Annotated in this window: 17 protein-coding genes and 1 pseudogene; 17 read left to right on the top strand and 1 reads right to left on the bottom strand. The window is 34.8% G+C overall.

Features of this window, described 5'->3' with window-relative positions; all coding sequences use genetic code 11:
• Positions 1–6: 6 nt before the first annotated feature.
• On the top strand, positions 7–579 hold the full coding sequence (locus MVE64_RS02585) for a branched-chain amino acid aminotransferase (RefSeq protein WP_247343476.1): 573 nt from the start codon (positions 7–9) through the stop codon (positions 577–579).
• 151 nt (positions 580–730) lie between these two features.
• Positions 731–1,774, top strand: coding sequence for a class I SAM-dependent methyltransferase (locus MVE64_RS02580; RefSeq protein WP_247343474.1), 1,044 nt, complete (start codon positions 731–733; stop codon positions 1,772–1,774).
• Positions 1,775–1,814: 40 nt separating this feature from the next.
• Here the strand turns inward: MVE64_RS02580 and ppnP are convergent, their stop codons facing one another.
• Complete coding sequence (gene ppnP / locus MVE64_RS02575) at positions 1,815–2,129, bottom strand: pyrimidine/purine nucleoside phosphorylase (RefSeq protein WP_247343471.1); 315 nt, start codon at positions 2,127–2,129, stop codon at positions 1,815–1,817.
• Between the two features lie 179 nt (positions 2,130–2,308).
• Here ppnP and MVE64_RS02570 point away from each other — a divergent pair, with 179 nt between their 5' ends.
• The 15 genes and pseudogenes from MVE64_RS02570 (at position 2,309) to MVE64_RS02500 (ending at position 22,446) form a co-directional block, all read left to right on the top strand.
• On the top strand, positions 2,309–3,226 hold the full coding sequence (locus MVE64_RS02570; RefSeq protein WP_247343468.1) for an AEC family transporter: 918 nt from the start codon (positions 2,309–2,311) through the stop codon (positions 3,224–3,226).
• Between the two features lie 86 nt (positions 3,227–3,312).
• Positions 3,313–4,452 carry a M20 family metallopeptidase gene (locus tag MVE64_RS02565; protein ID WP_247343466.1) on the top strand — a complete coding sequence of 380 codons (1,140 nt, stop codon included), beginning with the start codon at positions 3,313–3,315 and terminating at the stop codon, positions 4,450–4,452.
• Between the two features lie 335 nt (positions 4,453–4,787).
• A complete protein-coding gene (locus tag MVE64_RS02560; protein WP_098794806.1) occupies positions 4,788–5,081 on the top strand; it encodes a WXG100 family type VII secretion target in 294 nt (97 codons plus the stop codon).
• 77 nt (positions 5,082–5,158) lie between these two features.
• On the top strand, positions 5,159–5,398 hold the full coding sequence (yukD, locus tag MVE64_RS02555) for an ESX secretion system protein YukD (protein WP_247343465.1): 240 nt from the start codon (positions 5,159–5,161) through the stop codon (positions 5,396–5,398).
• Between the two features lie 43 nt (positions 5,399–5,441).
• Positions 5,442–6,797 carry a type VII secretion protein EssB gene (gene essB / locus MVE64_RS02550; RefSeq protein ID WP_247343462.1) on the top strand — a complete coding sequence of 452 codons (1,356 nt, stop codon included), beginning with the start codon at positions 5,442–5,444 and terminating at the stop codon, positions 6,795–6,797.
• Between the two features lie 39 nt (positions 6,798–6,836).
• Positions 6,837–11,309, top strand: a complete 4,473-nt coding sequence (gene essC / locus MVE64_RS02545) for a type VII secretion protein EssC (RefSeq protein WP_247343460.1) — start codon at positions 6,837–6,839, stop codon at positions 11,307–11,309.
• Positions 11,309–14,551 (top strand): type VII secretion protein EsaA, encoded by a 3,243-nt coding sequence (gene esaA, locus MVE64_RS02540; protein ID WP_247343458.1) that lies wholly within the window; start codon positions 11,309–11,311, stop codon positions 14,549–14,551. The genes essC and esaA overlap by 1 nt, the downstream gene beginning before the upstream one ends.
• Positions 14,538–15,029 (top strand): type VII secretion protein EssA, encoded by a 492-nt coding sequence (essA, locus tag MVE64_RS02535; RefSeq protein WP_247343456.1) that lies wholly within the window; start codon positions 14,538–14,540, stop codon positions 15,027–15,029. Before esaA ends, essA begins: the two co-directional genes overlap by 14 nt.
• A gap of 24 nt (positions 15,030–15,053) precedes the next feature.
• Positions 15,054–15,392 (top strand): YwqH-like family protein, encoded by a 339-nt coding sequence (locus MVE64_RS02530; RefSeq protein ID WP_247343454.1) that lies wholly within the window; start codon positions 15,054–15,056, stop codon positions 15,390–15,392.
• 28 nt (positions 15,393–15,420) lie between these two features.
• Positions 15,421–15,681, top strand: a complete 261-nt coding sequence (locus MVE64_RS02525; protein ID WP_247343451.1) for a DUF5344 family protein — start codon at positions 15,421–15,423, stop codon at positions 15,679–15,681.
• 29 nt (positions 15,682–15,710) lie between these two features.
• Entirely contained in the window at positions 15,711–17,489 is a 1,779-nt protein-coding gene (locus MVE64_RS02520; RefSeq protein WP_247343448.1) for a T7SS effector LXG polymorphic toxin, read from the top strand.
• A gap of 17 nt (positions 17,490–17,506) precedes the next feature.
• Positions 17,507–17,908, top strand: coding sequence for a hypothetical protein (locus MVE64_RS02515; protein WP_247343446.1), 402 nt, complete (start codon positions 17,507–17,509; stop codon positions 17,906–17,908).
• Between the two features lie 1,381 nt (positions 17,909–19,289).
• On the top strand, positions 19,290–19,766 hold the full coding sequence (locus MVE64_RS02510; protein WP_247343444.1) for a hypothetical protein: 477 nt from the start codon (positions 19,290–19,292) through the stop codon (positions 19,764–19,766).
• 265 nt (positions 19,767–20,031) lie between these two features.
• Positions 20,032–20,259, top strand: a complete 228-nt coding sequence (locus MVE64_RS02505) for a hypothetical protein (RefSeq protein WP_247343442.1) — start codon at positions 20,032–20,034, stop codon at positions 20,257–20,259.
• A 449-nt stretch (positions 20,260–20,708) separates the two neighbouring features.
• Positions 20,709–22,446: pseudogene (locus MVE64_RS02500) on the top strand (carbon starvation CstA family protein).
• Positions 22,447–22,482 lie beyond the last annotated feature (36 nt).

The raw sequence follows: 22,482 nt of genomic DNA, 5'->3' as shown, positions 1-22,482 counted from the left end.
CATATATTGTTAAAGAATCAGATTCAGCAGTTAGATAAAGAGATGCCATTATATCTAGTAGAAAAAGAGTATATGAAAGAAAATAATATTCCTTTTGAAGAAAATGGTAGTAATGAGAAAATAGAAAATAGGTTTTTAGGTGCTTATATTGAGCGGAGTAATAAAGAAACAGATGAATTGATTGCAACAGAATCAGATTCCTTCCTATCTGAATCTATAGCATATTTCAAAAAACATAAAGCAGAATTTCTATATGTTGAATCAAAATGGTTTAACATCATAGCTATTGATGCAGTTTCAATAGAGGTCGATGATGTTTTTGGAACATATGAGGCTATGTTTGGGTTAAAGCTCAAAAAGAATCAAGAAAAAACAATTAAGTCCATCCTAGATCGTGAGTTACTAGATGGAGAAAAGAAATATAACTTAATGTTTAATCAACAAGACGGATTATGGGATTTGAATATTACTCTTGATGTAGTAAAGGGTTTTGAAGAAACGATGACTGTTGGTGAAGTAATTGGATCTCTGTATCAATTTATTTTTCATTTGCTAGTAGAAGTTGAAAAGTCGTCATAATGTTTTAAGTAAAAGATAGAAGATAAGGTTCAGATTATGGACCTTATTTTTTTATACGTTGTGAATGTTAATAAAACAAATTGTAAGCGTATACATAATGTAATAAACTTATAGTAAGATATAAAAAATCATGACGGGGGGAGTGGAAAGGGTGAGGAGTCAAACAAGAGAGGATAATGATTATGGATACACCCATGAATTAAACACAACAACATTAACGCCCAGTTATCGAATTGATTTGCGTAATCCCACTAATGAGCATAAAGATCAATTTTTTAATGCAAATGTCGTGTCAGACTGGTCTCAACTTTCTTGGAAGGAAATAGGAAAGCCTTATGAAGTAAAGACGGTTGCGAAATCAAAAAAGGAATGGGAAAAAGAACACGGAGATATGAGTGTAAAAACCTCCTGGGAGTTTTTTAATCGTTCTTTTCATGATTGGTTTGTAAAGGATGTTCCTGAAGAAATAGCTAAATCTAAGAAGGAAATGAAAGAACACCTAGCAAAGTTTAAACTGAAAGAAGTAAAGCAAGCACTTGGAGAAACAGCAAGATTATCTCTTTGGAATTATGCTCATCGAATTGAAGACGGGATTTGGGACCCACGTGGTAAACGTGCTTTATTTGAAGGACTCGATCTTCAAAAGCCACGAATTTTATTCCTTGGAGCAGCAGAGGGCTATGAAGCAATGCAATTGCATGCAATGTATCCAGGTGGAGAGGTTGTGATGGTCGATTACGATGAATTCTGCAAAACAGATCGATTTGGTCATTTCCCAGAAACTTATCCATTTTTAGGAAAGAAAACAGCATCTGGTCAGCCTAAGATTTGGTACAAAGATGAAATGAATATCTCTTATGTTGTTGACGATATACGGAATTTGCACTTTGGTAAAGAATTTGATGTAGTTCTGAGTGTTGGGCTTTTAGAGCATTTTCCTGATGATTACAAGGGTCAGGTAATGGAATGGCATCGAAAATTTCTTAAACCTGGGGGATATGTCATTATGACAACTCCTCGTTTCCAGGTAAAGTCACGATTGTTTTATACGATCATGGCAGATGTGATGAATCATACTTATAGGGAACTGATGGACATCAGGCAAATGGGGCTATATGTATACAAAGGTGGATTTGATATCAAGAGACATGGATATATTAAGGTTCACAATGGTATTGTCGCTCAACCAAGGTAAATATAAAAAGTCGTCCTGTTATGGACGACTTTTTACATGATTATTCACCTATGTATGAACAACAATAATCTACAACAGAGTTTGCTTTTACTTGAAATGTTTCATTTGCCGGTACATAAAAAACACCTTGACCGTCAATTGTTTTCCAATCTTCACCTTGTAATTTATACTCTAAATGACCTGCTGTGATATCCATCTCTTCTTTGAAGCTAGTAGAAAATTCATACTCACCAGGCTGCATGACACCAAGAGTTTTTTTCGTTCCGTCTTCAAATAAGATGGTACGACTTGTCACCTTACCCTCAAAATAAACATTTGCCTTCTTTTCTATCGTAATGTTTTCAAATTTTGTCATTTCCTGCAACATCCTCTCAAAGTAGTCTTATTTAATTTATCATAAAATTATGAATAATGAAATAGAATGGTAGGATTAAGTTGATTAGATTGATAATGTACTAGATGTCCGGTAAAATGAGCAATATTGTATACAGTAGTCAACTAAAGGAATTTACACATGTAAGGAGTCATGTCATTTTGGGTAGTTTTAATTTGCAGTTTTTGTATTGCATCATCATTATTGCATTAGGTTATCTTTTAAAAAGAGGGGGGATCATCAAGGAAAAAGACGGTGAGGGATTATCAAGAATTATTTTTAATATCACTCTACCAACTTTAATCATCGTGACCTTTCATGATATTAAAATAGAAACATCGTTGTTTTTACTTATCTTAATGGGCTTTCTATACGGAATCTTCATCGGTTTTATTGCCCTTTTTTTATTTAGGAAAAAACAAAGAAACATAAAGGGTATGCTTGGGATGATGGTACCAGGCTTTAATATTGGTCTTTTTGCTTATCCATTAGTTGAAGTTATTTTTGGGAAAGAAGGACTTACCTATTTTGGGATGTTTGATGTTGGAAATGCATTTATTGTTTTTGGCTTAAGCTATTTAATTGGGAGTTTTTATTCAAAAGAAGATGTGAAGCTGGATCCCAAAACAGTGGTGATTAAGTTATCAAAATCGATCCCTCTTATGACTTATATTATCGTAGTGATTGTTAATTTAATTGAGTTACGAATTCCTTCAACCATATTAAATGTTGCTGAAATTATCTCTGCAGCAAATATGCCATTATCTTTATTATTGCTAGGAATCTATCTAAATTTTACATTTGATAAAAGCTATATAAAACTAATGGTGCAATTTCTAGGGGTAAGGTATGGGATTGGTTTAGTAATAGGAATTTCTTGTTTTTTTCTGCTCCCATTTGACGACATGTTTAAATACACGTTATTAATGGGCTTCTTGTTACCAACATCTGTTTCAGTGTTACCTTATTCTGTCGAATTTGAGTATGATCAAAAATTTGTCGGTACTTTATCTAATATAACGATCATTTTGAGCTTTGTTATACTATGGGTTTTAGCAAATCTTCTCATATCACCCTAAGAAACACTACTTACCTTTCTGTCTTTATTCTGGTAAAATCTTTTTAACTAGATATTAGCAGGTAAAGGAAAGAAGGAAACGGCTCCATGGAATCATTTATATATCAGCAAGAAAAAGAGATGCTGACTTTTATTGAAAAATTAGTAAACATAGATAGCGGCTCACATGACAAAGATGGTGTCGACCAAGTTGGTCACATTTTAGAGGAGAACTACTTGTCACTAGGTTTTCATGTTAAGGTTATTACACAAGAAAATTACGGAAATCATTTAGTTATTCAGCATAAAGAAGCAATTAATCCTAACATCGTTATTTTAGCTCATATGGATACTGTTTTCCCCAAAGGAACTGCACTAGAAAGACCTTTTAATATTGAAGGCAATCGAGCATACGGACCAGGTGTTATTGATATGAAATCTAGTCAAGCGGCAGTTTTATATGCTATAAAAGCATTACTAAACGAAGGACATGAAGGCTATAAAAAGATTAAAATTATCCTTAATAGCGATGAAGAAATTGGTTCACCAACATCACGGTCTCTCATTGAAAGTGAAGCAAAAGGTATGAGATATGCCCTCGTCATGGAACCGGCACGTAAGGATGGTTCATTGGTAACAGCGCGCAGAGGAAAAGGCAATTACACACTCATTGTTGAAGGAAAAGCGGCACATTCGGGAATTGAGCCGGAAAAAGGTCGAAGTGCAATTGAGGAGCTAGCACACAAAATTATTCAGCTGTATGAACTTTCAGATCATGAAAACGGCATTAGTGTTAATGTAGGATTAATTGAAGGTGGCTCAAGTGCTAACACAATTTCTGATCATGCCGAAGCACAAATTGATGTTCGAATGAAAGAAATGGAACAGGTTGAAATCATTGAAGAACGACTCGAAGAAATTTGTTCAACTACTGAAGTATCTGGAACAAAAATAGTTCTTGAAGGTGAAATGAATCGACCACCTATGGAGAAAAATAAAAAAACAAGAGCGTTGCTTCGAATCATTCAAGATGTTGGAGATGAAATCGGAATCGAAATAGAAGATACAGCAACAGGCGGTGGCTCTGACGCATCCTTTACCTCCTCACTTGGGGTAGCAACGATAGACGGATTAGGCCCTGTTGGTGGAAATGCTCATAGTGATAAAGAATATTTGGAAATACCGAGCTTAGTAGAAAGAACACTTCTTTTGGCAACCATTATTAAGAGACTTTCTCAAGATAAATAATAAAAAGGCAAACTATTTTTTTATAGTTTGCCTTTTTATATTTTACAAGACAAAACGTTAATTAACATACATATTAATACAACCTCAGCAAAAACAGGAATAGTACTAAATGCCTTTCTGTCACATATTTATTAATAGGTATTTTAGCCTTATGTTGAATTTGTAATGAGGAATATACTACCATTTAATGTTAAAAAATACAAAAATATCTATATTATGGCTCAAAAATATGTTATTGATATATAGTGAATTGGTTATCTATAGACGACATAGACATCCATTTCAAATCACTTATACATAAGTGAAATAAAAATTCATTAAAAGGAGAGGTTACAATGTCAGGTACAATTCGCGTTACACCAGAAGAGCTGGAACAAGTCGCAGATCTCTATGGAAAAGAAGGAGTAGAGGTACATGAACAAATTGTTCGTCTTGACAAAATGATTGAGAGATTAGAAGGAATTTGGGAAGGGGAATCCTCCAAAGCATTCCAAGATCAATACATTATGTTACGTCCATCATTTCAAGATATGGAAGAATTATTAGAGAGTATTAATCGTCAACTCAAAAGCACTGCTGGAGCAATTCGCGATGCAGATGCAGATATTGCTAGTCAAATCCGTAGATAAGACGAACGAGTTTATAGATAACATAACCATAGGGAGCGCTTATCTAATAGGCGCTCCCTCATTATGAGGTGGTATGTGTGTACATAGAGGTTACTGTAGATTTATGCAATTATATCGATGATAAGTTAGAAATACGTTTATCGGATTACCATACAGTTAAAAAACTAGTTGATATTGCTTGGAAACAAAAGCAATTAGATAGAAATATACGTGAAGGAACATGGGTACGAGTTGTGAACAAAAATAACATCATTCCAGGTCATCAACGATTGGTAGATGTTGGGATCATGACAGGAGATAGGATTGAAGTTTTATAGTTAAAGCAAATGAACCAAGCGTGGTAAAGGAGATTATGAAGTCATGGCTGAAAACGAGCTTTCTTACATTGAAGAAAAATTAGAAGCAACGATAAAGAAAGAAAAAAATATCGTTACCTTTTCTTTTCAGAAAGAAAAAATAAAACTAGATTCACTAGAGGAGATATCCTTCCTCGAACAGATAGAAAAGCAGTTTAACAAGAAAGTAACCATGATGGATGATCAAGTAGTAATTGATTATCATTTGCCGGATTCTTATTTAGGAATAAGCTCTTTCCTTAGGCTAGAAGAGAGTGATAGAACGGTAACCGCCTATCAGTTAGTAGGTAAAATAAAAAAACATAATTTACTTCGAACACATTTAGTTGTTTGTCCCGATAATTTAGTTTTTGACCAAGGCTTAACACCGTATTTTCTACATTATGGTGTGATGGAAAGCATTCCACCTTATGAAAAAAATCACGAGGTCCTTTTGTTAGAAACCAAGGCAACCGTAGCTGCTTTACTCGATAACCACTATTCCTTTGAGGAATACTTTCACTATTATAAGACATTAAATTTATCAAAACTTGCGCAATCGATTCTTCAAGCAACTGATTATGATCATTTACTAAAAGTCATTCAATCTCATAGGAAGAATTTAAAAGAAAAAGAATCTACCCTGATCCGTATCAGTAAGAGGAAATGGAAGTGGAGTCGATCTGTATTTTGGACTGTTTGTGTATGTTTTGTTCCAGTTCTTATTTATTTGATTTATTCTTTATTTTTTCTCCATCCTAGACAGTCCAATGTAATTGAAGCTCAGGAGTATTATTTAAATAAACGTTATAGTCAAGTGGTGACCACATTAGAGTCTTATGAAATTGACCAGTTGCCTAATGTTGCACAGTTTGAACTAGCGATATCATACATTGTGAATGAATCATTAACGGAAGAACAAAAAGATTATGTAGAAAATACCGTAACACTGCAATCAGATCCACTTTATTACAAGTATTGGATTCATATAGGCAGAGGAGAGGCTGACCTGGCGTTAGATGCAGCTAGGTTTCTAGAAGATCGCGATATTATCATTTACGGTTTAATAAAATATCGAGAACAAATAAAGGCAGACGAAGAAATGGAAAATGAAGAGCGACAACAGAAAATCTCAGAAATAGAACAAGAATTAGATGCTTTTATGAAAGAGATTGAAGAAGAGAATAGTCAACAACAAGAAGCTGATGCTCAACCTAGTGTTGAGACAGAAAAAAATGGTGAAACATCGACTACAATTAATGAACAAACGGATAAAGCTCAAGAAAAGACGAAAGAATCACCAACAGAACAGAGCAATGTCCAAAACGAGGTAACAGGGCAAGAGGAGAAAACAGAGCAGAAGAAACCCGAGTCCAACTAAACAGGCTCAACCAACAACGAAGCAATAGAGGTGAATAGCTTGATTCGACTTTGGATATTTTATCAGAACACCTATCAATCTATTTTAGTAGAACAAGGAAGCAAAGAACCGGTTACGATTGGTACTAGTCTTTCTGATACGTTGACAATATCAAGTGTAAAAGAGGTGGAGGACACTATTTTAGTATGGGTAGAGGAAAGTGCTGCTCGTATAAAGATAGATAATGAATTAGAGATTAATATTAAGCTTAATCAAGAACAACAGGTTTTCCTAGGGGACCATTCATTAAAAATAATGATAACAACGGAATTTTCTTTCGAGAGTACATTTTATATTGGTCATAAAGATGAGTGTCTGTTTACGATTGCTCCACAAACTGGTGATTTAGTGAAGGGGATACATTCCCAATCTGATGTTGAAGAATTCACTTTATATAAACAACATACAAAGTGGAATATAAAAGCATTGAAAACTAGATTATATGTGAATGGTCATCAGCAAAAGGAATGTTCTTTTATTAAAAAGGGAGATACTATTCTTTGGGATTTTATGCAAATTACTTTTATTGCTGAGGATACGATACAAGTAAAGTACCTTGAGAAATTTGAGTGTAGCTTGCCTATCATAGATATGCCTCAATCAGAAATGCAAAAGCGTTATCCCATTTATCGACGGACACCTCGAATGATTTATGATCTTCCTGATGATAAAGTGCAGTTGTCTTTCCCCTCACAGGAAGTAGAAGATAACCGTCGTGGTTTGTGGCTTATTATCCTTCCTCCGTTAACAATGCTCATCGCGATGACATTCATAACGATTTTTGTTCCAAGAGGAATTTTTATCGTTGTATCGATTGTGATGTTTCTAACAACTTTACTAACTTCAACCGCACAATATGTTAAAGATAGAAAACGCCATAAACAAAATGAACAGCGTCGTAGAAGAATTTACAAGCAATACCTTGTAACAAAACGGGAAGAGTTAGAGCAATTAGCTCAAAAGCAGCAGAAGGTTTTAGAATTTCACTTTCCCAGCTTTGAACGAATGAAATATCTTACTTCTCATATTTCGGATCGAATATGGGAGAGAACAATTGAGAGTGATGATTTTTTACAATTTCGACTTGGTAGAGGGACAGTTCCTGCGAGTTTTAGTATGACAAATAATAATACAGATATGTCAAAGCGCGAAATGGATGATTTATTAGAAGAGTCACAAAAGCTAGAAAGTACTTATCGTTCGTTAAATAATCTTCCGATTACAGTCAATCTTTCGGAAGGAGCAATCGGGTTAATTGGTAAAAGGTCTGTACTTAAAAAAGAGTTACATCAACTAATTGGACAATTGGCTTTTCAGCATAGCTACCATGATGTTCGTTTTATTTTCATTTTTAATGAAGATGAGTATGTTGATTGGGAGTGGATGAAATGGCTTCCACACTTTCGATTTCCACAATCATTTGCAAAAGGGTTTATCTATAACGAAAGAACCAGGGATCAGCTTCTCACCTTTATCTATGAAATGATAAGAGAACGTGACCTGGTAGAAGATAAGGGAAAAGTGAAATTTTTGCCTCATTTTATCTTTTTTATTACTGATCAGCAATTAATTTCTGAGCATGTGATTATGCAATATTTAGAAGGAGATTATACTCATTTAGGAATATCTGTAGTATTCGTTGCCGAGGTAAAGGAAAGCTTCTCGGACAATATTCATACACTTGTTCGTTATATTAATGACGAAGAAGGCGATATATTAATTCAGCAGAAAAAAGCAGTGCAAATTAGTTTTCGCTTAGATGAACATACACAAAAAAATAACGAAGCTTTTGCAAGAATGCTGCGTACTCTAAATCACCAGATTGGTATGACCAACTCAATCCCAGATCATGTATCGTTCTTGGAAATGCTTCAGGTGAAGGATATAGCGGATCTTCCAATCTCACAAAACTGGTTAACGATGGAGTCGGCAAAGTCATTGGCTGTTCCTGTTGGTTTAAAAGGAAAAAATGACCTTGTTGAATTAAACTTGCACGAAAAGGCTCACGGTCCTCATGGTTTGCTTGCAGGAACAACGGGATCAGGGAAAAGTGAATTTTTACAAACCTACATATTATCTCTAGCTGTACATTTTCATCCGCATGAGGTGTCATTCCTGTTAATTGACTATAAAGGAGGAGGAATGGCTCAACCATTTAAAGGAATTCCCCATTTGTTAGGGACAATTACAAATATCGAGGGGAGCAAAAACTTTAGCACACGAGCACTTGCTTCGATAAAAAGTGAATTAAAACACAGACAGCGTTTATTTGATGAATATCAAGTAACACATATAAATCAATACACGCGAATGTACAAAGAAGGAAAAACAGCTGATCCACTACCCCATTTATTCATCATTTCAGATGAGTTTGCTGAATTGAAAAGTGAAGAACCTGAGTTTATTCAGGAGCTAGTCAGTGCAGCTCGTATTGGAAGAAGTCTCGGTGTTCACCTTATCTTAGCAACACAAAAACCAGGTGGGGTGATCAATGATCAGATTTTGAGTAATGCTAGATTTAGAGTAGCGCTAAAAGTTCAAAATGTTGAGGACAGTCGAGAGATTTTGAAAAATGGTGATGCAGCTGGTATTACCATAACTGGTAGAGGGTACTTGCAGGTTGGGAACAACGAGGTATATGAACTTTTTCAATCAGCATGGAGTGGAGCACCGTATCAAGAAGATACATCGATAAGTGAGGATGAGGTGGCGATTGTAACTGACCTGGGACTGATCCCATTATCTGATCTAGCAACTGAACAGAGTGTAGTAAATACAGTGAAGACAGAAATTGAGCAAATTGTGGATAAAATTGAGAGCACGCAAAAGAAGCTTGGCATTAAGAAGCTAAGAAGTCCATGGCTAGAGCCATTAGCAAATCGATTATATAAACATTCAAATCATCTTGCTAAGGAAAATTCACCACGTGTATTAGTGGCTATGACGGATGAACCAGAAAAGCAAATTCAATCACCATATTATTACGAATTAATGGAGGATGGAAACATCGGGTTGATTGGTTCTTCTGGCTATGGAAAAACGCAAACACTAATAACACTTTTAATGGGAATGGCACACGAATATACTCCAGAGGAAATAAACTATTTCCTATTAGATTTTGGAAATGGTGGCTTACTTCCATTAAAACAATTACCACATACAGCAGAATATTTCATTATGGATGAAGATCGAAAATTAGAGAAATTGGTTGGTAGATTACGAGAGGAAATGGCTAATCGAAAGGTGTTGTTTCAGGAATTAGAGGTCAGCTCGATAAAAATGTACAACCATTTGTCTGATAACAAGCTACCACTATTATTTATCACGATCGATAATTTTGATGTTGTAAAAGAAGAAATGCTTGATTTTGAAACAACGGTGCAACAGATTGCCAGAGACGGACAATCGTTAGGAATTTATATCATTTTATCTGCAACAAGAATAAATTCAATTAGACAATCATTATTAAATACATTAAGAACGAAAATTGTTCACTATTTAATTGATCATAACGAAGCATTTTCGATAGTTGGGCGTGTACCGTTTATTCCTGAACCAATCCCTGGACGGGTCCTGATTAAAAAGGATGAAACTTATCTTTCACAAGTTTATTTGTCCAATGAAGGAAAGGATGATTATGAGCAATTGCGACTATTGAAAGAAGAAGTACAGCATTTACAAGACAAATACAGTGACTTGGATGAACCTGTTGGAATTCCAATGCTACCAACAGAATTAAATTACAAACAGTTTGTGACTTATATGAAAAAATCACAAACAGGTGTGACTCCAATCGGCTTAAACGAAGAGACTGTACAACCTGTATGTGTTGATTTTAAACAGCATAAGCATTGTGTTATTGTTGGCCAATCTCAAAAAGGAAAAACAAATATAGTAAAGGTACTCCTCCATAACACAATAGATCAAGGTGCCCAACAATTGGCCATATTTGATTCAATTGACCAAGGTTTAATTGATTACAGAGATAAGGAGCAAGTTGTCTATCTAACTACTAATGATTCTATTAAAAACTGGTTAGATTCACTCGATGATACCTTACATGAAAGAGCTAGAGAGCAACAGCTTATGCTTGAGCAAGGAATTAACACCGTTCAGTATGAGTCAATTTATCTGTTTATTGATGGTTATGCAAGATTTTTACAAACGATTGATAAAAAGACACAAGATCAACTCGTTCGGTATATGACAAGCTTTGGACACTTAGGCTTCCATATTGTTGTTGCTGGTTCTAATAACGATTTATCTCGAGGATTTGAACCATTAACAGCTGAAGTGAAGCAGGTTCAACAAGGTATTGTTTTAATGAAAAAAACAGACCAAACCTTATTTAATCTCCCTTATGTTCGAAAGGAACAAGAAATTCAACCAGGCTTTGGATATTATGTTGCGAATGGAAAGGATACGAAAATTCAAATTCCACTTATGTTAACCGAAAGGAAGGTGCATACGTAATGAAGAGCGGCTTGTGGAAGCTAATCATTATAACGATTTTCATTATTCTGGCTCCATTTGTCTTTTTTCAGGCAATCGGGAAAGAGCCTTTTAAGATCAAAGAAAATGCCACACAGGTTATCGCTATCGTCAATGAGGACATTGGAATGGAAGAAGATGGCGAGAAACTGGAGTTAGGCAGTAAGATTACAAATATTCTTGAAAATGATTCCAATTATAAGTGGAATGTGGTGAGTCGGAGTTCGGCTGAAAATGGCCTACGCAATTTAAAGTATGATGCCGTGGTTTACATTCCATCGGATTTTTCACAAACTGCAATGACTTATGATGAGAACAACCCTAGCAAGGTAAACTTTGATTATAAAGTACAAACACAATTGAATGCGGTGAATCAGGAAAAAGCGTTATTAGAGATTGAACAAGCAAGTAAACGAGTGAATAAAAATTTGTCTTCGCTCTACTGGAACTTTATCGCGACCGACTTAAATTCTGTTCGTGAGGAATTTGATCAGATTTTACAAAAAGAACGAGATTTCCAAGAAACGATGCACGCTTTTTACAAGCCTAGCTCTAAGAGTTTGGCGGAGCAACTAGATGGTCAACAATCACTTCTTGTTAGTTTACAAAGCTCGATTCAAGACGTAAACCAAGAGTCAGATGGACAAGAAGATGTTCTAAATGGATTCACGCAGAATTTGTCTAACTTTATTCAGGGTGTGGAAAAGTATAAAGCCTACCAAAAAGGACAGCAGCAGCTATTAGCACAAATACAGACAGAATCAAAGTTGAAAATTAATAAGATAACACAAATGCAACAACCACGCCTACAAAAAACAGAACAACTATTTAACAAAAATCAGCTGCAGCTTTTAAGGCAAATGACTGAAATAGAGCAAGGAATGGAAGAGGGACAACAATTGTTCCAAACAATGCAGGAGCAACAAAATAGCTTTACCAATAACCAGAAGCAATCACTGCTAAACTATCACTCAAGTCTTCTAGATCACTATCAAAAGCAATTGATTAATACTGTTTCCTTAAATCATTTTCAAACGAAAATAATTGAATTGAAATGGAAATTAGCGGGATTAGAAGGAGATCCAATCATACCAGATATTCCAGACACGCCACCACCACCTACTTATGGAGGAGGCGGAGGAAATGATGAAGACCCGGAGAATCCTGGAGAAATTGGTGGGGAAGAAGACCCGACGAATCCAGTAGGAAATGATGAGACAGCTGAACCGCAGAATCTCGAAGGAAATGATGGGGCAGCAGATTCGGAAAGTCCCGAAAGCAATGGTGCGGCAGTAGATTCACAGGAGTCCGGAGATAATGAAGATGCAGCAAAAGACTTGCCTGAGTCTGAAGACAAGGCTGGGACAGAAAATCAGTCTGAGGTTGGAAATGAAAGTGGGGCTTTAAGTTCGCATGATCCTAATAATGAGGAAGATAATAAAACTTCACCAAATTCAGGAAATGTAGGTTCACAACCTCCAACATCAGGGGATGATACTACAAACCAAGATGAAATTCTCGTAAGTCAGAAATCATTAGCAAATGTCTCTAGTCGAATAGATGAAGTGAAAAAATCCATTAAAATGGTGGAAAATGAAGATCAGGATCAACTATTAACAGAAATGGATGATTTAAGTAGTCAAATTAACAACCTTAATAAAAAGATTGCCGAAAAACCCGAAACTGATTCTTTGGAAAAAGAGGTAAAAAGTTTAGCTGCGGCAAACGATAAGTTATTGAAACGCTTTGAGGTAATGACGGAGAAATATAACGAATTATCTAGCTATAAAGACGATTTAATAGAGATAAATAAGCAGCTAAGAATTCAAATTGCACAGGTGACGGATGATATTTTGATCATAATTGATGAAATTAATAAAAAAGAACAAGAAATCTTGAGTTCATCTTTACTTTCAGATCGTAGAAAAGAAGTATTGACGGAAATGTTCTCTAATGAAATTGTTTCTGGAGATATTATTGACTTACTACATTATTATGCATACTTATCTCAATATGAGACGACCTTGACTGGTAATACTCTGGATAAAGATATTAAAAAGGAAGTTCTTGAGAATGAAGAATTAGTAAGTGAGCTTGAAGAGATTCTTAAGGTACCAGACTCAAATACAGATATCTGGGAAAAGATGGAGCATCATTTACCTACTACAAAGGATGGGTTAGTAGCTTTAGAGGATGCATTCGCAGTCTTTGCTGCTCAATATCAAGGAGCGATACAAGAAAATCACGAAGATTTAATGAATGATTTAACCTCTATAGGTGATGGAGCAGAAGCGATTCTGGAGCAAATAATGCTAGGAGAACTGGAAAGTATATCAGAAGCACCTGTATTAGCTAACAGTAAAACTAGTAGTGACCTTGTCTCGAATCAGGTACAAATGGCTGGGAAAATACAATCTATTTATCAATGGATAAACTCTGCTAAAAATAGTCAGGATATAATAGTTGACTATACCAATAACCTGCAACAGCAAGTCAATAAAGTTCAAGCAAATGCAGATCTTTTAAATGATAAATGGAATGCAAATGTCGTTTCAACTGAGCTTATCCGAGATGATGTGTTTAGCGTACTAGGAAATGCTTTTGTGGATGGACAAACAAATGGTCATGTGTATGAATTTTTAGCAAGTCCTCTTCAGTTAACAGCAGGTGAGACTGTGCAAAAGCAAGAAAAAATCGTTCCACCTGTAGTTGTCATGTTCATCGTTTTATTAGCAAGTTTAATGATTGGCTTTTTGATTCATTTCTTTCATTCTTTACCGCATTGGTTAAAAGCAGTACTGTTTGTTTTACTAAACTTAACGGTCGGTTTTGTGATTAGTTTGTACGGAATGAATATATATGGGTTAGATGAGACAAAAGGAATGGAATGGACAATCTTTACCATTATGTTAATGCTTGTTAGCTCGGGAATTATATTGGTGTCCTTTACAATTCAACGTTTAGTTGGAGCGATAGCTGTAATGGGAATGATTGTATTCTATGTTGTTCCGTTACTATCTCTAACAACGCCAAACTTTACTTTTAATGACCCAATGTCAAAAGTGTATACATCAATCCAGTATGGTCGTGATTCATTATTTTTACCTGGAATAAGTGTATTAGCGGTTATGTTCCTTATCCTTCTAGCTGTACAAATTTTATTGGAACGTCGCAGTTTGAATGCAATCCAAGCGGAAACAGATGATTATAATGAAGCGATGTAAGTTGATAGCCTTCATGCTTATTATTTTCTTTTCGTTAGGCCTTGCTTCTCCTGTTAAGGGGAGTACTAATATTGAAAGCATAGAGGAATTAAGTCCGAATGAATACGAACGAGAAACGGGTAATAAAGATACAGACCTTATTGAGGGAGATGCTTTAACGAAAGAAAAGCATCAAATTCCTGAAGAACAAAAGATATTAACGTTTAAACGAAAAAAGATCTTTAACGTTGATGAAATAAATGCAGAGATATTTAAAAAGGAAAATCAAAACACAAATACAATTATCCACCAAGCAAAGCAGCTAAACCTATTCTCAGGATCACAGTCAATCAAGGTAGTGAAAACAGAAGAGGATTCTAAATCCTCTTCATCCTTATCTCTGTTAATTCTTGGTTTCATTATCTTTTGCTTAATTATGCTTACAATTGTGTTTGTTACATATGGTAAAGCAAATAAGAAAAGGATAGAAAGTTCATAGCTTTGAATAGGGAGGAGCGAAAGGATGGGGCTATACGCAGGAGCGATACGTGCCAGAATTCAAGAATTACAAGAACAAATTTCTAGACTCCAAACAGCCAATGGTGAAATTGGGGGAGAACAGCAATCTTTATTACAAGAAATCAAAATGATCAAGGAGCCTGAATTAGCACCTAGCTGGAAGGGTGTTCGATCAGATGAATATGATGATAAACGAGAACTTGCCTATAACAATATGCAATGGATTGGGTCCGCCAAATATGACACCTATCAAAGCTCAATAAGTGAAAAAATAGCTTCCTTACAGACGGAAATAGCAAGTCTATACGCCTTATTGTGGTCACTAGAAAATGATGAAGACTAAATATTAGATTAAGATAGGGTGACTTTTTATGAAAATTCAACTAATTCATTCAGATGTAATGGATAAGTTAGACGAGGTTCAAAAAGCAATCGAAAATGTAAAGCTTGAGGATGTACCTGTCTCTCTGTTAGGCGAAAACTATCTTACTTATACAATAGAATGGAAGGAACGAGAACAAAATATTATTAGGTTAATAAATGATTATATGAAGGAATTAGAAAAAAATGTAGCAGATACTAAAATTAACATAACGGCTATGAAAGATCAGGACGAAGCCATAACAAGGTGAATAGAGTTTAAAGAGATGAGGTGGACGAATTGAGGGTACTTGATTCACAGTCATTGGTCGATACGATGGAAAAGAGATCGAATGATTACGAAAAACTACGATCACAGCTAGAATCCTTACAAAAAACGTTTCAAGCACTTGTCGAACTAGATTCATTTACCGGTAAAGGTGCTGATGCGATAAAAGGGTTTTATAAAGCGCACACGGAAGTCATGGATGCCTGGTTTCAATTAATAGATTGTCAGATTGCGTTTTTTAATGGAGTTAACTATAAATTAATCAGTGATAAGCTAGGTGCAGAAACAATTGTACATAGCAGCTTTTTAGAAGATAATTTAAGTAAAAGTGAAAGACAAGCAGAAGATATGGTCGATCAACATCGAAGTGAATTAAATAGCATCTTCCAAAAAATAAATGATATACTTTCCTTACAAGTATTTTCCACCTCAGACTTTCAAGCATACATGGACGATTCACGAGTGAAAAGGCAAAAAACGATAGAAGCTGTTGAGAGAGTCGATCAAGAATTACTCAATGAGTATATGTATTCCATGTATGAACAGGACAATGCACAATCATTGTATCAGGCATTGAAAGATGCTACATCAACAGGAGTAAAAATACAACCTATTAACTTTAATGCCGAAGCTTTTCGTACTAGTGAAATCTATCAGCTTCAAGCAGGAGCGAAGTTTCATACAGATAACTACTTACGACTGAAAAATAAAGAGCTTGAGGAACAGGGAATTCAAACGAATACATTGTATGAAGGCAATTGGAATAATGATGAGTTTAATGTGGCTGAATTCTCTGGTTATAATGATTTACTTCGTGCAATCTATGGATTTGATCCTGTAACGGGATCACAGCTAAGTAAAGATGAACGATTGAATTACACAATGCTACTATATATGAGGTATGGTTTATTAAAAGTTTCGCCCGAGAAAGTAGAAAAAAAGGAAAATGAAGAATTAAATTTCTTTGATAAATCTTTGAATAGTTTTAAAGAGATAGGTCAAGACGTCTGGCACGGTCTCGAAACTAGAGCGGATAAAATGTTTGATTCTCCATATGACTTTACTAATTATCTTACACTGGGTGGGCTAGATGGAGCGAAAGTCACTTGGGAAGGGGCAAAACTTCGTTACAATAACTCTACAGACTCTTTCTATGACTTTTTAAACTATTTAACTTTTGGTTCTGCAGATATAATCAATGGTACATTCAATCCTGAGGATCCCTTATCTAAGGAGCACTGGTTGAATAGTCTTGGTGTGTTTACATTAGCTGGCGGAGGAGCCTCTTCAGTTTTGCTGAAAAATAGGCCGAAAATTAATGGTTCTATTGAAGGGAAGCGAAAGGGGAATGAAGATGGTGTAGAGGGTACGGGTAAAAGTAAAAACATTAGTCCTTCAGAAATTGCAAGAAGTTGGCAAGGGCAAGGTGCATATCCTGGTATTGATAAATATAGAGATATAACACTAAAAAAAGGAACCGTAATCTACAGGGGAGAACCATTTGGGTCTGAATACTTCACTACAAGTCGAGCTATTCAAAGGTCCGGGAATGATGCAACAGTCCTGTTTGAAGGTTTGCAAGTGCAAAAGCACCCCCAATTTGGTTATAGACCAGGAATGACAGCATATGTTGTAGATGATGATTTAACGGCAGCATTTGGAATTACTAAAGCAAATCCACATTATGGGCCTGGAAATTTACCACAAATGTTTGTACCGGATGCAAACGAATTAATCGAGCAGGGGATTCTTAAACCAATCCACTCTCAGCGTCTTACAAATTTTAATTAATAATAGGGAGATTAAGAATGATTGATAAAATAACCGGTTCCATTATATTAGATAATGGAAATATAGTTTTAAACTCAGAAATGACACCTGAAACTTTTATGACTACTTCTTTGTACAAGGGAGGAATTGTTAATAATAATTACATATTAAAAGATACACAAGAGGTAAATGGGAAAAGGTTCTTACTAACACTCTTCTTCAATAATGGAAAGCTTAAAGAGGTACATTTATCAGAAGTAATTAATGGACTTTCTTGGAATAATTGGACAGAAGATGTTGAGATTGCAAAGAAAAAAAGTCATGACCAGTGGTTGTTAACTGTTTTAGGTAATGAATCTTATCATTATTCTTGGGGCAATGTAGAATCTGTATTTGACAAAAAAGGTTGTGTTAGTTCAATTATTCTAAGATATCGTTAATTTCTAAAAACCATGAAAACTTAAGTAGTCTTTCATGGTTTTATTTTTTCTGAAAAACTAACATTGTACCTAATATTGAAATAATAGTAAGAAGATAAAAAGTTATCCCTTAATGTGGATATAGATATGCGATTGTTAATCTTCAAGATAATAAATACATATACTGCTAATATATAAATTTAGAATTGGATAAAAGGAAAGAGGTTCCGGTACGATGAACCTGTTCCTCTGTCCCCTTCTTGAAGGAAAGGGAAATGAAGATGGTGTAGAGGGAACGGGTGAAGTTTCTAATAGGAAAAAGAAACATTTGAATATAAAAATAAAATTTTTAGAGATAGTAATATTGATGGAGATAATATAAGGTTAGTAAGTGAAGATCTAGCCGATTTAAACAATGGTTTTAAAGAAAAGCTATATTCAGTCAATATTAAAGATAGTACCAATCTCCCCAGCCTGTATATTAAGGAAGTTAAGAAAGAAGAGATTGACGAAATTTTTGAAGTTGATTACAAAGCAAGACAAAAAGGAAATATATTCAATTTAAGTTTTAATGCTGCAGGATCACAATTTAGGCTAGGAACTACTAACGCAGAACTTGCAAAGCAAAATGGATTCGAACGAACAGATAAATACTATTATGAGAAAATAGTAACACAACATGAAATTGAAGTTTTGGAATTAAAAAAATCTGTAATGTTGGGGAATCTGTTCAAAACAGATAAATAAATTTATTGGTGTTTGGTAAATGTACTACGTATCTCAACTCATGGGCAGGCGAGAGAGAAAATAGAAAGAATAAATCAATTTCTCTAAACGAGAAACAAAGAATAGTTATACTCCATTAACTGTTCTTTGAAGGTCTATAGGTTATATGGTTTTTACTTTCCTGTTTCAAGCAATCTAAACCAAAACTGATGCATGATTCCAAGAATCTATTTGTTTGATAAATAATAGTACTTTATAAATTACGTTCCTCCACCTTCAAAACCGAATAGTGGATTTACAGTTCCTGCCGGTATATTGCTCCTGCATCCAATTCCACATCTGCTACAAACTTCTTTATAAGATGGTCAAAGTTTAAATGATTACTAAAACTAGGGACACAACTAGAAACATTATGCATTTGAATCAAGTGTCCTTCAGTTTTCAACTTACTTTCTTAGTATTGATTCGTTTTGTTCTATTCTAACTAAATGCATAATTTTGTGATCACCTAAAGATATTTCATGGCTGTGAAGGAGTGAAAAGTAGTGAACCTTACCAACATTTATAACCTAATCTCAAAAGAATTTTGTATTATGAATAGGGAAAAAGGAATTATTTCTATCGCTCCGTTAGGAATCGACCATATCCTGAAAATTTTGCTAAATTGACTTTTGATATGTCAAATAGCTGTTTTGATCTTATTAGTGTATCAAGAGGAAAAGAGTTTAAAGAAGCTTCCTTTTTAGAGGAATATAAGTCGGTTGTAGCTTTATATATATATGCAAAAAATAGGCTAGAGGTTAGAGATTATCATTCAAATTTTAGTGATGAGATCGAGAATACACAATCATTAAAAGAAATCCAAGAAATTTTTGAAAAAGCTTTTGGTAATCGGTATTACTCCTTTTTTGATCTGAAACTAAAAAGAATTATTTTAGAAAAGGAAAAGGAAGATAAATATAATGTTTTGTATTTAGGAGAAGATACTTCTAAGATTTACATCACTGAATCCAGAAGGCTAAAAATTGCTGCTGGAGTTATGTTTAATTATTGTTCTAATTTAGAACGTTTCTATGATCTTATTGATAAAATTAAAGTAGAGGGAGATTCTAATCTAATAGAAGAGCTGAAAAGGTTGTATCTTTTTGGGTAAACTAAGAGACTATGTTATCTTTATGATATGTTTTGTTTAGGGGGAGCTAATTTAGACTCGGTTAAATGATAGTTTTGATAAACTCGAAGAGGGTGCAAAAACTTTTCAAGTAGTTGAGAGAAAAGTGTTAAAATAGTCGTTAATTTTATATTATACCAAAGCTTAGTAAGCGATAATTGGTAACCCAGTTATCGCTTATTCATTTAAGTAAGGGTATAGATAAACCCGCTTTTAAAAAATAGCGATTTAATAAAGGAGAAATTCTATGAAGTTAAATTTCTTTATTAGTATTATTGGAAAAACAATTGATGAAATAAAAGAGTGTAAAAAAATGGGGAACATCGCTGCTACAAAAACAGAGAAGTCTAAATACCTAGCATTACTTATAATGAACATCCTGTTTTTACTTGTCTATTTAATTCCTATCATCTATTCCTTTGTTATGATTGTAGGAGCTTTTATCTATGGACCAATAGTGTTATTGGAAATTTAATAATGTGCTTTCCATTTATTCTATTTGTACTTCTTATAAAAGTAAAAGCATACCCCGAAATGAAAAAGAACTTTCTGAGAGTTCACAATAAGAGTTAGTAAAATCCTGTTTTTTCTATAACGGGATTTTTTTGAAGATAAATAAAGGTGTGATAGGCACAATATTCCTTGATCAGTCCTGACCTAGATTTAGACAAAACAAATGCGAGAAACATACATTATTAGTTATCATTCTTCTAATAAATTTGAACTGTATCTGACAATACAGATAATAAAAACGTACACAACTTATTGATAAATTTAGAAATTAGATAATAGTAATGTTCCGGGACAATGAACCTGTCCCCATGTCCCATAAAAAATTCAAAATGTTGATACTTAATTGATAACGCTTACATATACTTTCCTTGAAGTGATTTTTTCGATTATTAAAAGTGGGAGGGGAAAGAAATGCATGCTGTTTGGTTGGCTGTAATTGGGACAGTTGTATTCTGGTTAGGTTATCGTTATTATTCTAAGTTTGTTGCAGAAAAAATTTATCGCCTTGATCCTAACTATGTTACACCTGCACATGAATTTCAGGATGGAGTTGATTTTGTTCCAACGAAGAAATCTGTTTTATGGGGTCATCATTTTACTTCTGTTGCTGGTGCAGCACCAATTGTAGGTCCTGCAATCGCAGTTTATTGGGGGCTGGCTTCCTGCACTGCTTTGGGTGCTATTAGGAACTGTTTTTGCTGCAGGTGTTCATGATTTTGGAACACTAGTATTATCTGTCCGTAACAAAGGGCAGTCAGTTGGAACACTAGCAAACAAGTTAGTTGGGAAAAAAGCAAAGTTATTATTCCTCTTTATTATTCTCATCTTAGTACTTATGGTAAATGCCGTTTTTGCTTGGGTTATTTCAAATCTCTTTATTAAGTTTCCGGCAAGTGTTATTCCGGTCTTTATCGAAATTCCGCTAGCGATCTGGATTGGCTACGCTGTTTACAAAAAGAAAGGCAGTATGCTTTTACCATCAATTATTGCTTTAGCCGTTATGTATGGTTCAGCAGTTTTAACAAGTAAAATACCTGCCTTACAAATTGATTTAGTAAAATATTTCGGCGGGGCTGAAGCTAGTGTTGCTTTCGGGTTAAATGGTGTATCAATGGCTTTCTTTATTTGGATTATTATATTAATGATTTATTGCTATTTCGCTTCAACTCTTCCGGTGTGGAAACTGCTACAGCCAAGGGATTATATTAATTCTCATCAATTAGTTGTTGGTTTAGTGATTATGTACGCAGGGTTATTATTCTTAAATCCTGAAATTACAGCACCGATCACAAATCCGGATGCTGCAGATAAGTCTTGGTTTCCACTTTTATTTATAACGATAGCATGTGGAGCGATTTCAGGTTTTCACGGTCTTGTTTCCTCTGGAACTTCATCTAAACAATTGAATAAAGAAACAGATGCACGATTTGTTGGTTACTTAGGAGCAGTTGGAGAAGGGTTTTTAGCTTTAATTTCAATTATTGCCTGCGTAACCGTATTTTCAAGTGCAGGAGAATTTAAAGAAGCTTACAGTTCATTTGCAGCTGCAAATGGTGGAGGACTTGGTAATTTTATTGCAGGCGGAGCACAGCTGGCTACTGGAATCGGCATACCGGCTGATATTGCGGCTACCATTATTTCTGTTATTGTAGTTAGCTTTGCAGCGACAACACTTGATTCTTCTGTTCGATTAATGAGGTACATTATCGCTGAACTTGGAACAGAGTATAAATTGGATACTTTAACAAAACCACATGTGGCAACATCAATTGCTGTAGTTGCAAGTGCTGCTTTAGTTTTATTACCAAAGGGACCAAACGGATTTGGATCAGGTGGCTATCTACTTTGGCCTTTATTTGGAACATCCAACCAGCTTTTAGCAGGAATCAGCTTGCTGCTTATTTCCATCTGGTTAAAACGACTTGGTCGAAACTATCTTGTGTCCTTTATTCCAATGGTGTTTATTCTGTTTATGACAATATGGGCAATGATTCAGCAGGTTGTGTTTGAATGGTCAGGCTTAGGATCGACTGACATGAATCTTTTATTATTTATCTTCGGTAGTATTATCCTCGTGTTTGCGATTTGGATTGTGCTAACAGCTTTAAAAGAATTAACGAAAAAAGATCATAAAATAATTCAGGACTAGTATGTTGATAGGGGAACCTTTTCTGAGGGTTCCCTA

The sequence above is a fragment of the Metabacillus endolithicus genome, assembly GCF_023078335.1.
Classification (GTDB): Bacteria; Bacillota; Bacilli; order Bacillales; family Bacillaceae; genus Metabacillus; species Metabacillus endolithicus.
Note: the sequence above shows the minus strand (reverse complement) of the source record. Positions and strands in the feature narration are given on the sequence as shown.

What these genes read in the sequence shown, in the direction of transcription:
- MVE64_RS02525 (WP_247343451.1), top strand. Translation starts at nt 15,421, where the DNA reads ATGAAAATTCAACTAATTCATTCAGATGTAATGGATAAGTTAGACGAG.
- MVE64_RS02510 (WP_247343444.1), top strand. Translation starts at nt 19,290, where the DNA reads ATGTCAAATAGCTGTTTTGATCTTATTAGTGTATCAAGAGGAAAAGAG.
- MVE64_RS02515 (WP_247343446.1), top strand. Translation starts at nt 17,507, where the DNA reads ATGATTGATAAAATAACCGGTTCCATTATATTAGATAATGGAAATATA.
- MVE64_RS02530 (WP_247343454.1), top strand. Translation starts at nt 15,054, where the DNA reads ATGGGGCTATACGCAGGAGCGATACGTGCCAGAATTCAAGAATTACAA.
- ppnP (WP_247343471.1), bottom strand. Translation starts at nt 2,129, where the DNA reads ATGACAAAATTTGAAAACATTACGATAGAAAAGAAGGCAAATGTTTAT.
- essB (WP_247343462.1), top strand. Translation starts at nt 5,442, where the DNA reads ATGGCTGAAAACGAGCTTTCTTACATTGAAGAAAAATTAGAAGCAACG.
- MVE64_RS02560 (WP_098794806.1), top strand. Translation starts at nt 4,788, where the DNA reads ATGTCAGGTACAATTCGCGTTACACCAGAAGAGCTGGAACAAGTCGCA.
- essA (WP_247343456.1), top strand. Translation starts at nt 14,538, where the DNA reads ATGAAGCGATGTAAGTTGATAGCCTTCATGCTTATTATTTTCTTTTCG.
- MVE64_RS02505 (WP_247343442.1), top strand. Translation starts at nt 20,032, where the DNA reads ATGAAGTTAAATTTCTTTATTAGTATTATTGGAAAAACAATTGATGAA.
- MVE64_RS02565 (WP_247343466.1), top strand. Translation starts at nt 3,313, where the DNA reads ATGGAATCATTTATATATCAGCAAGAAAAAGAGATGCTGACTTTTATT.
- esaA (WP_247343458.1), top strand. Translation starts at nt 11,309, where the DNA reads ATGAAGAGCGGCTTGTGGAAGCTAATCATTATAACGATTTTCATTATT.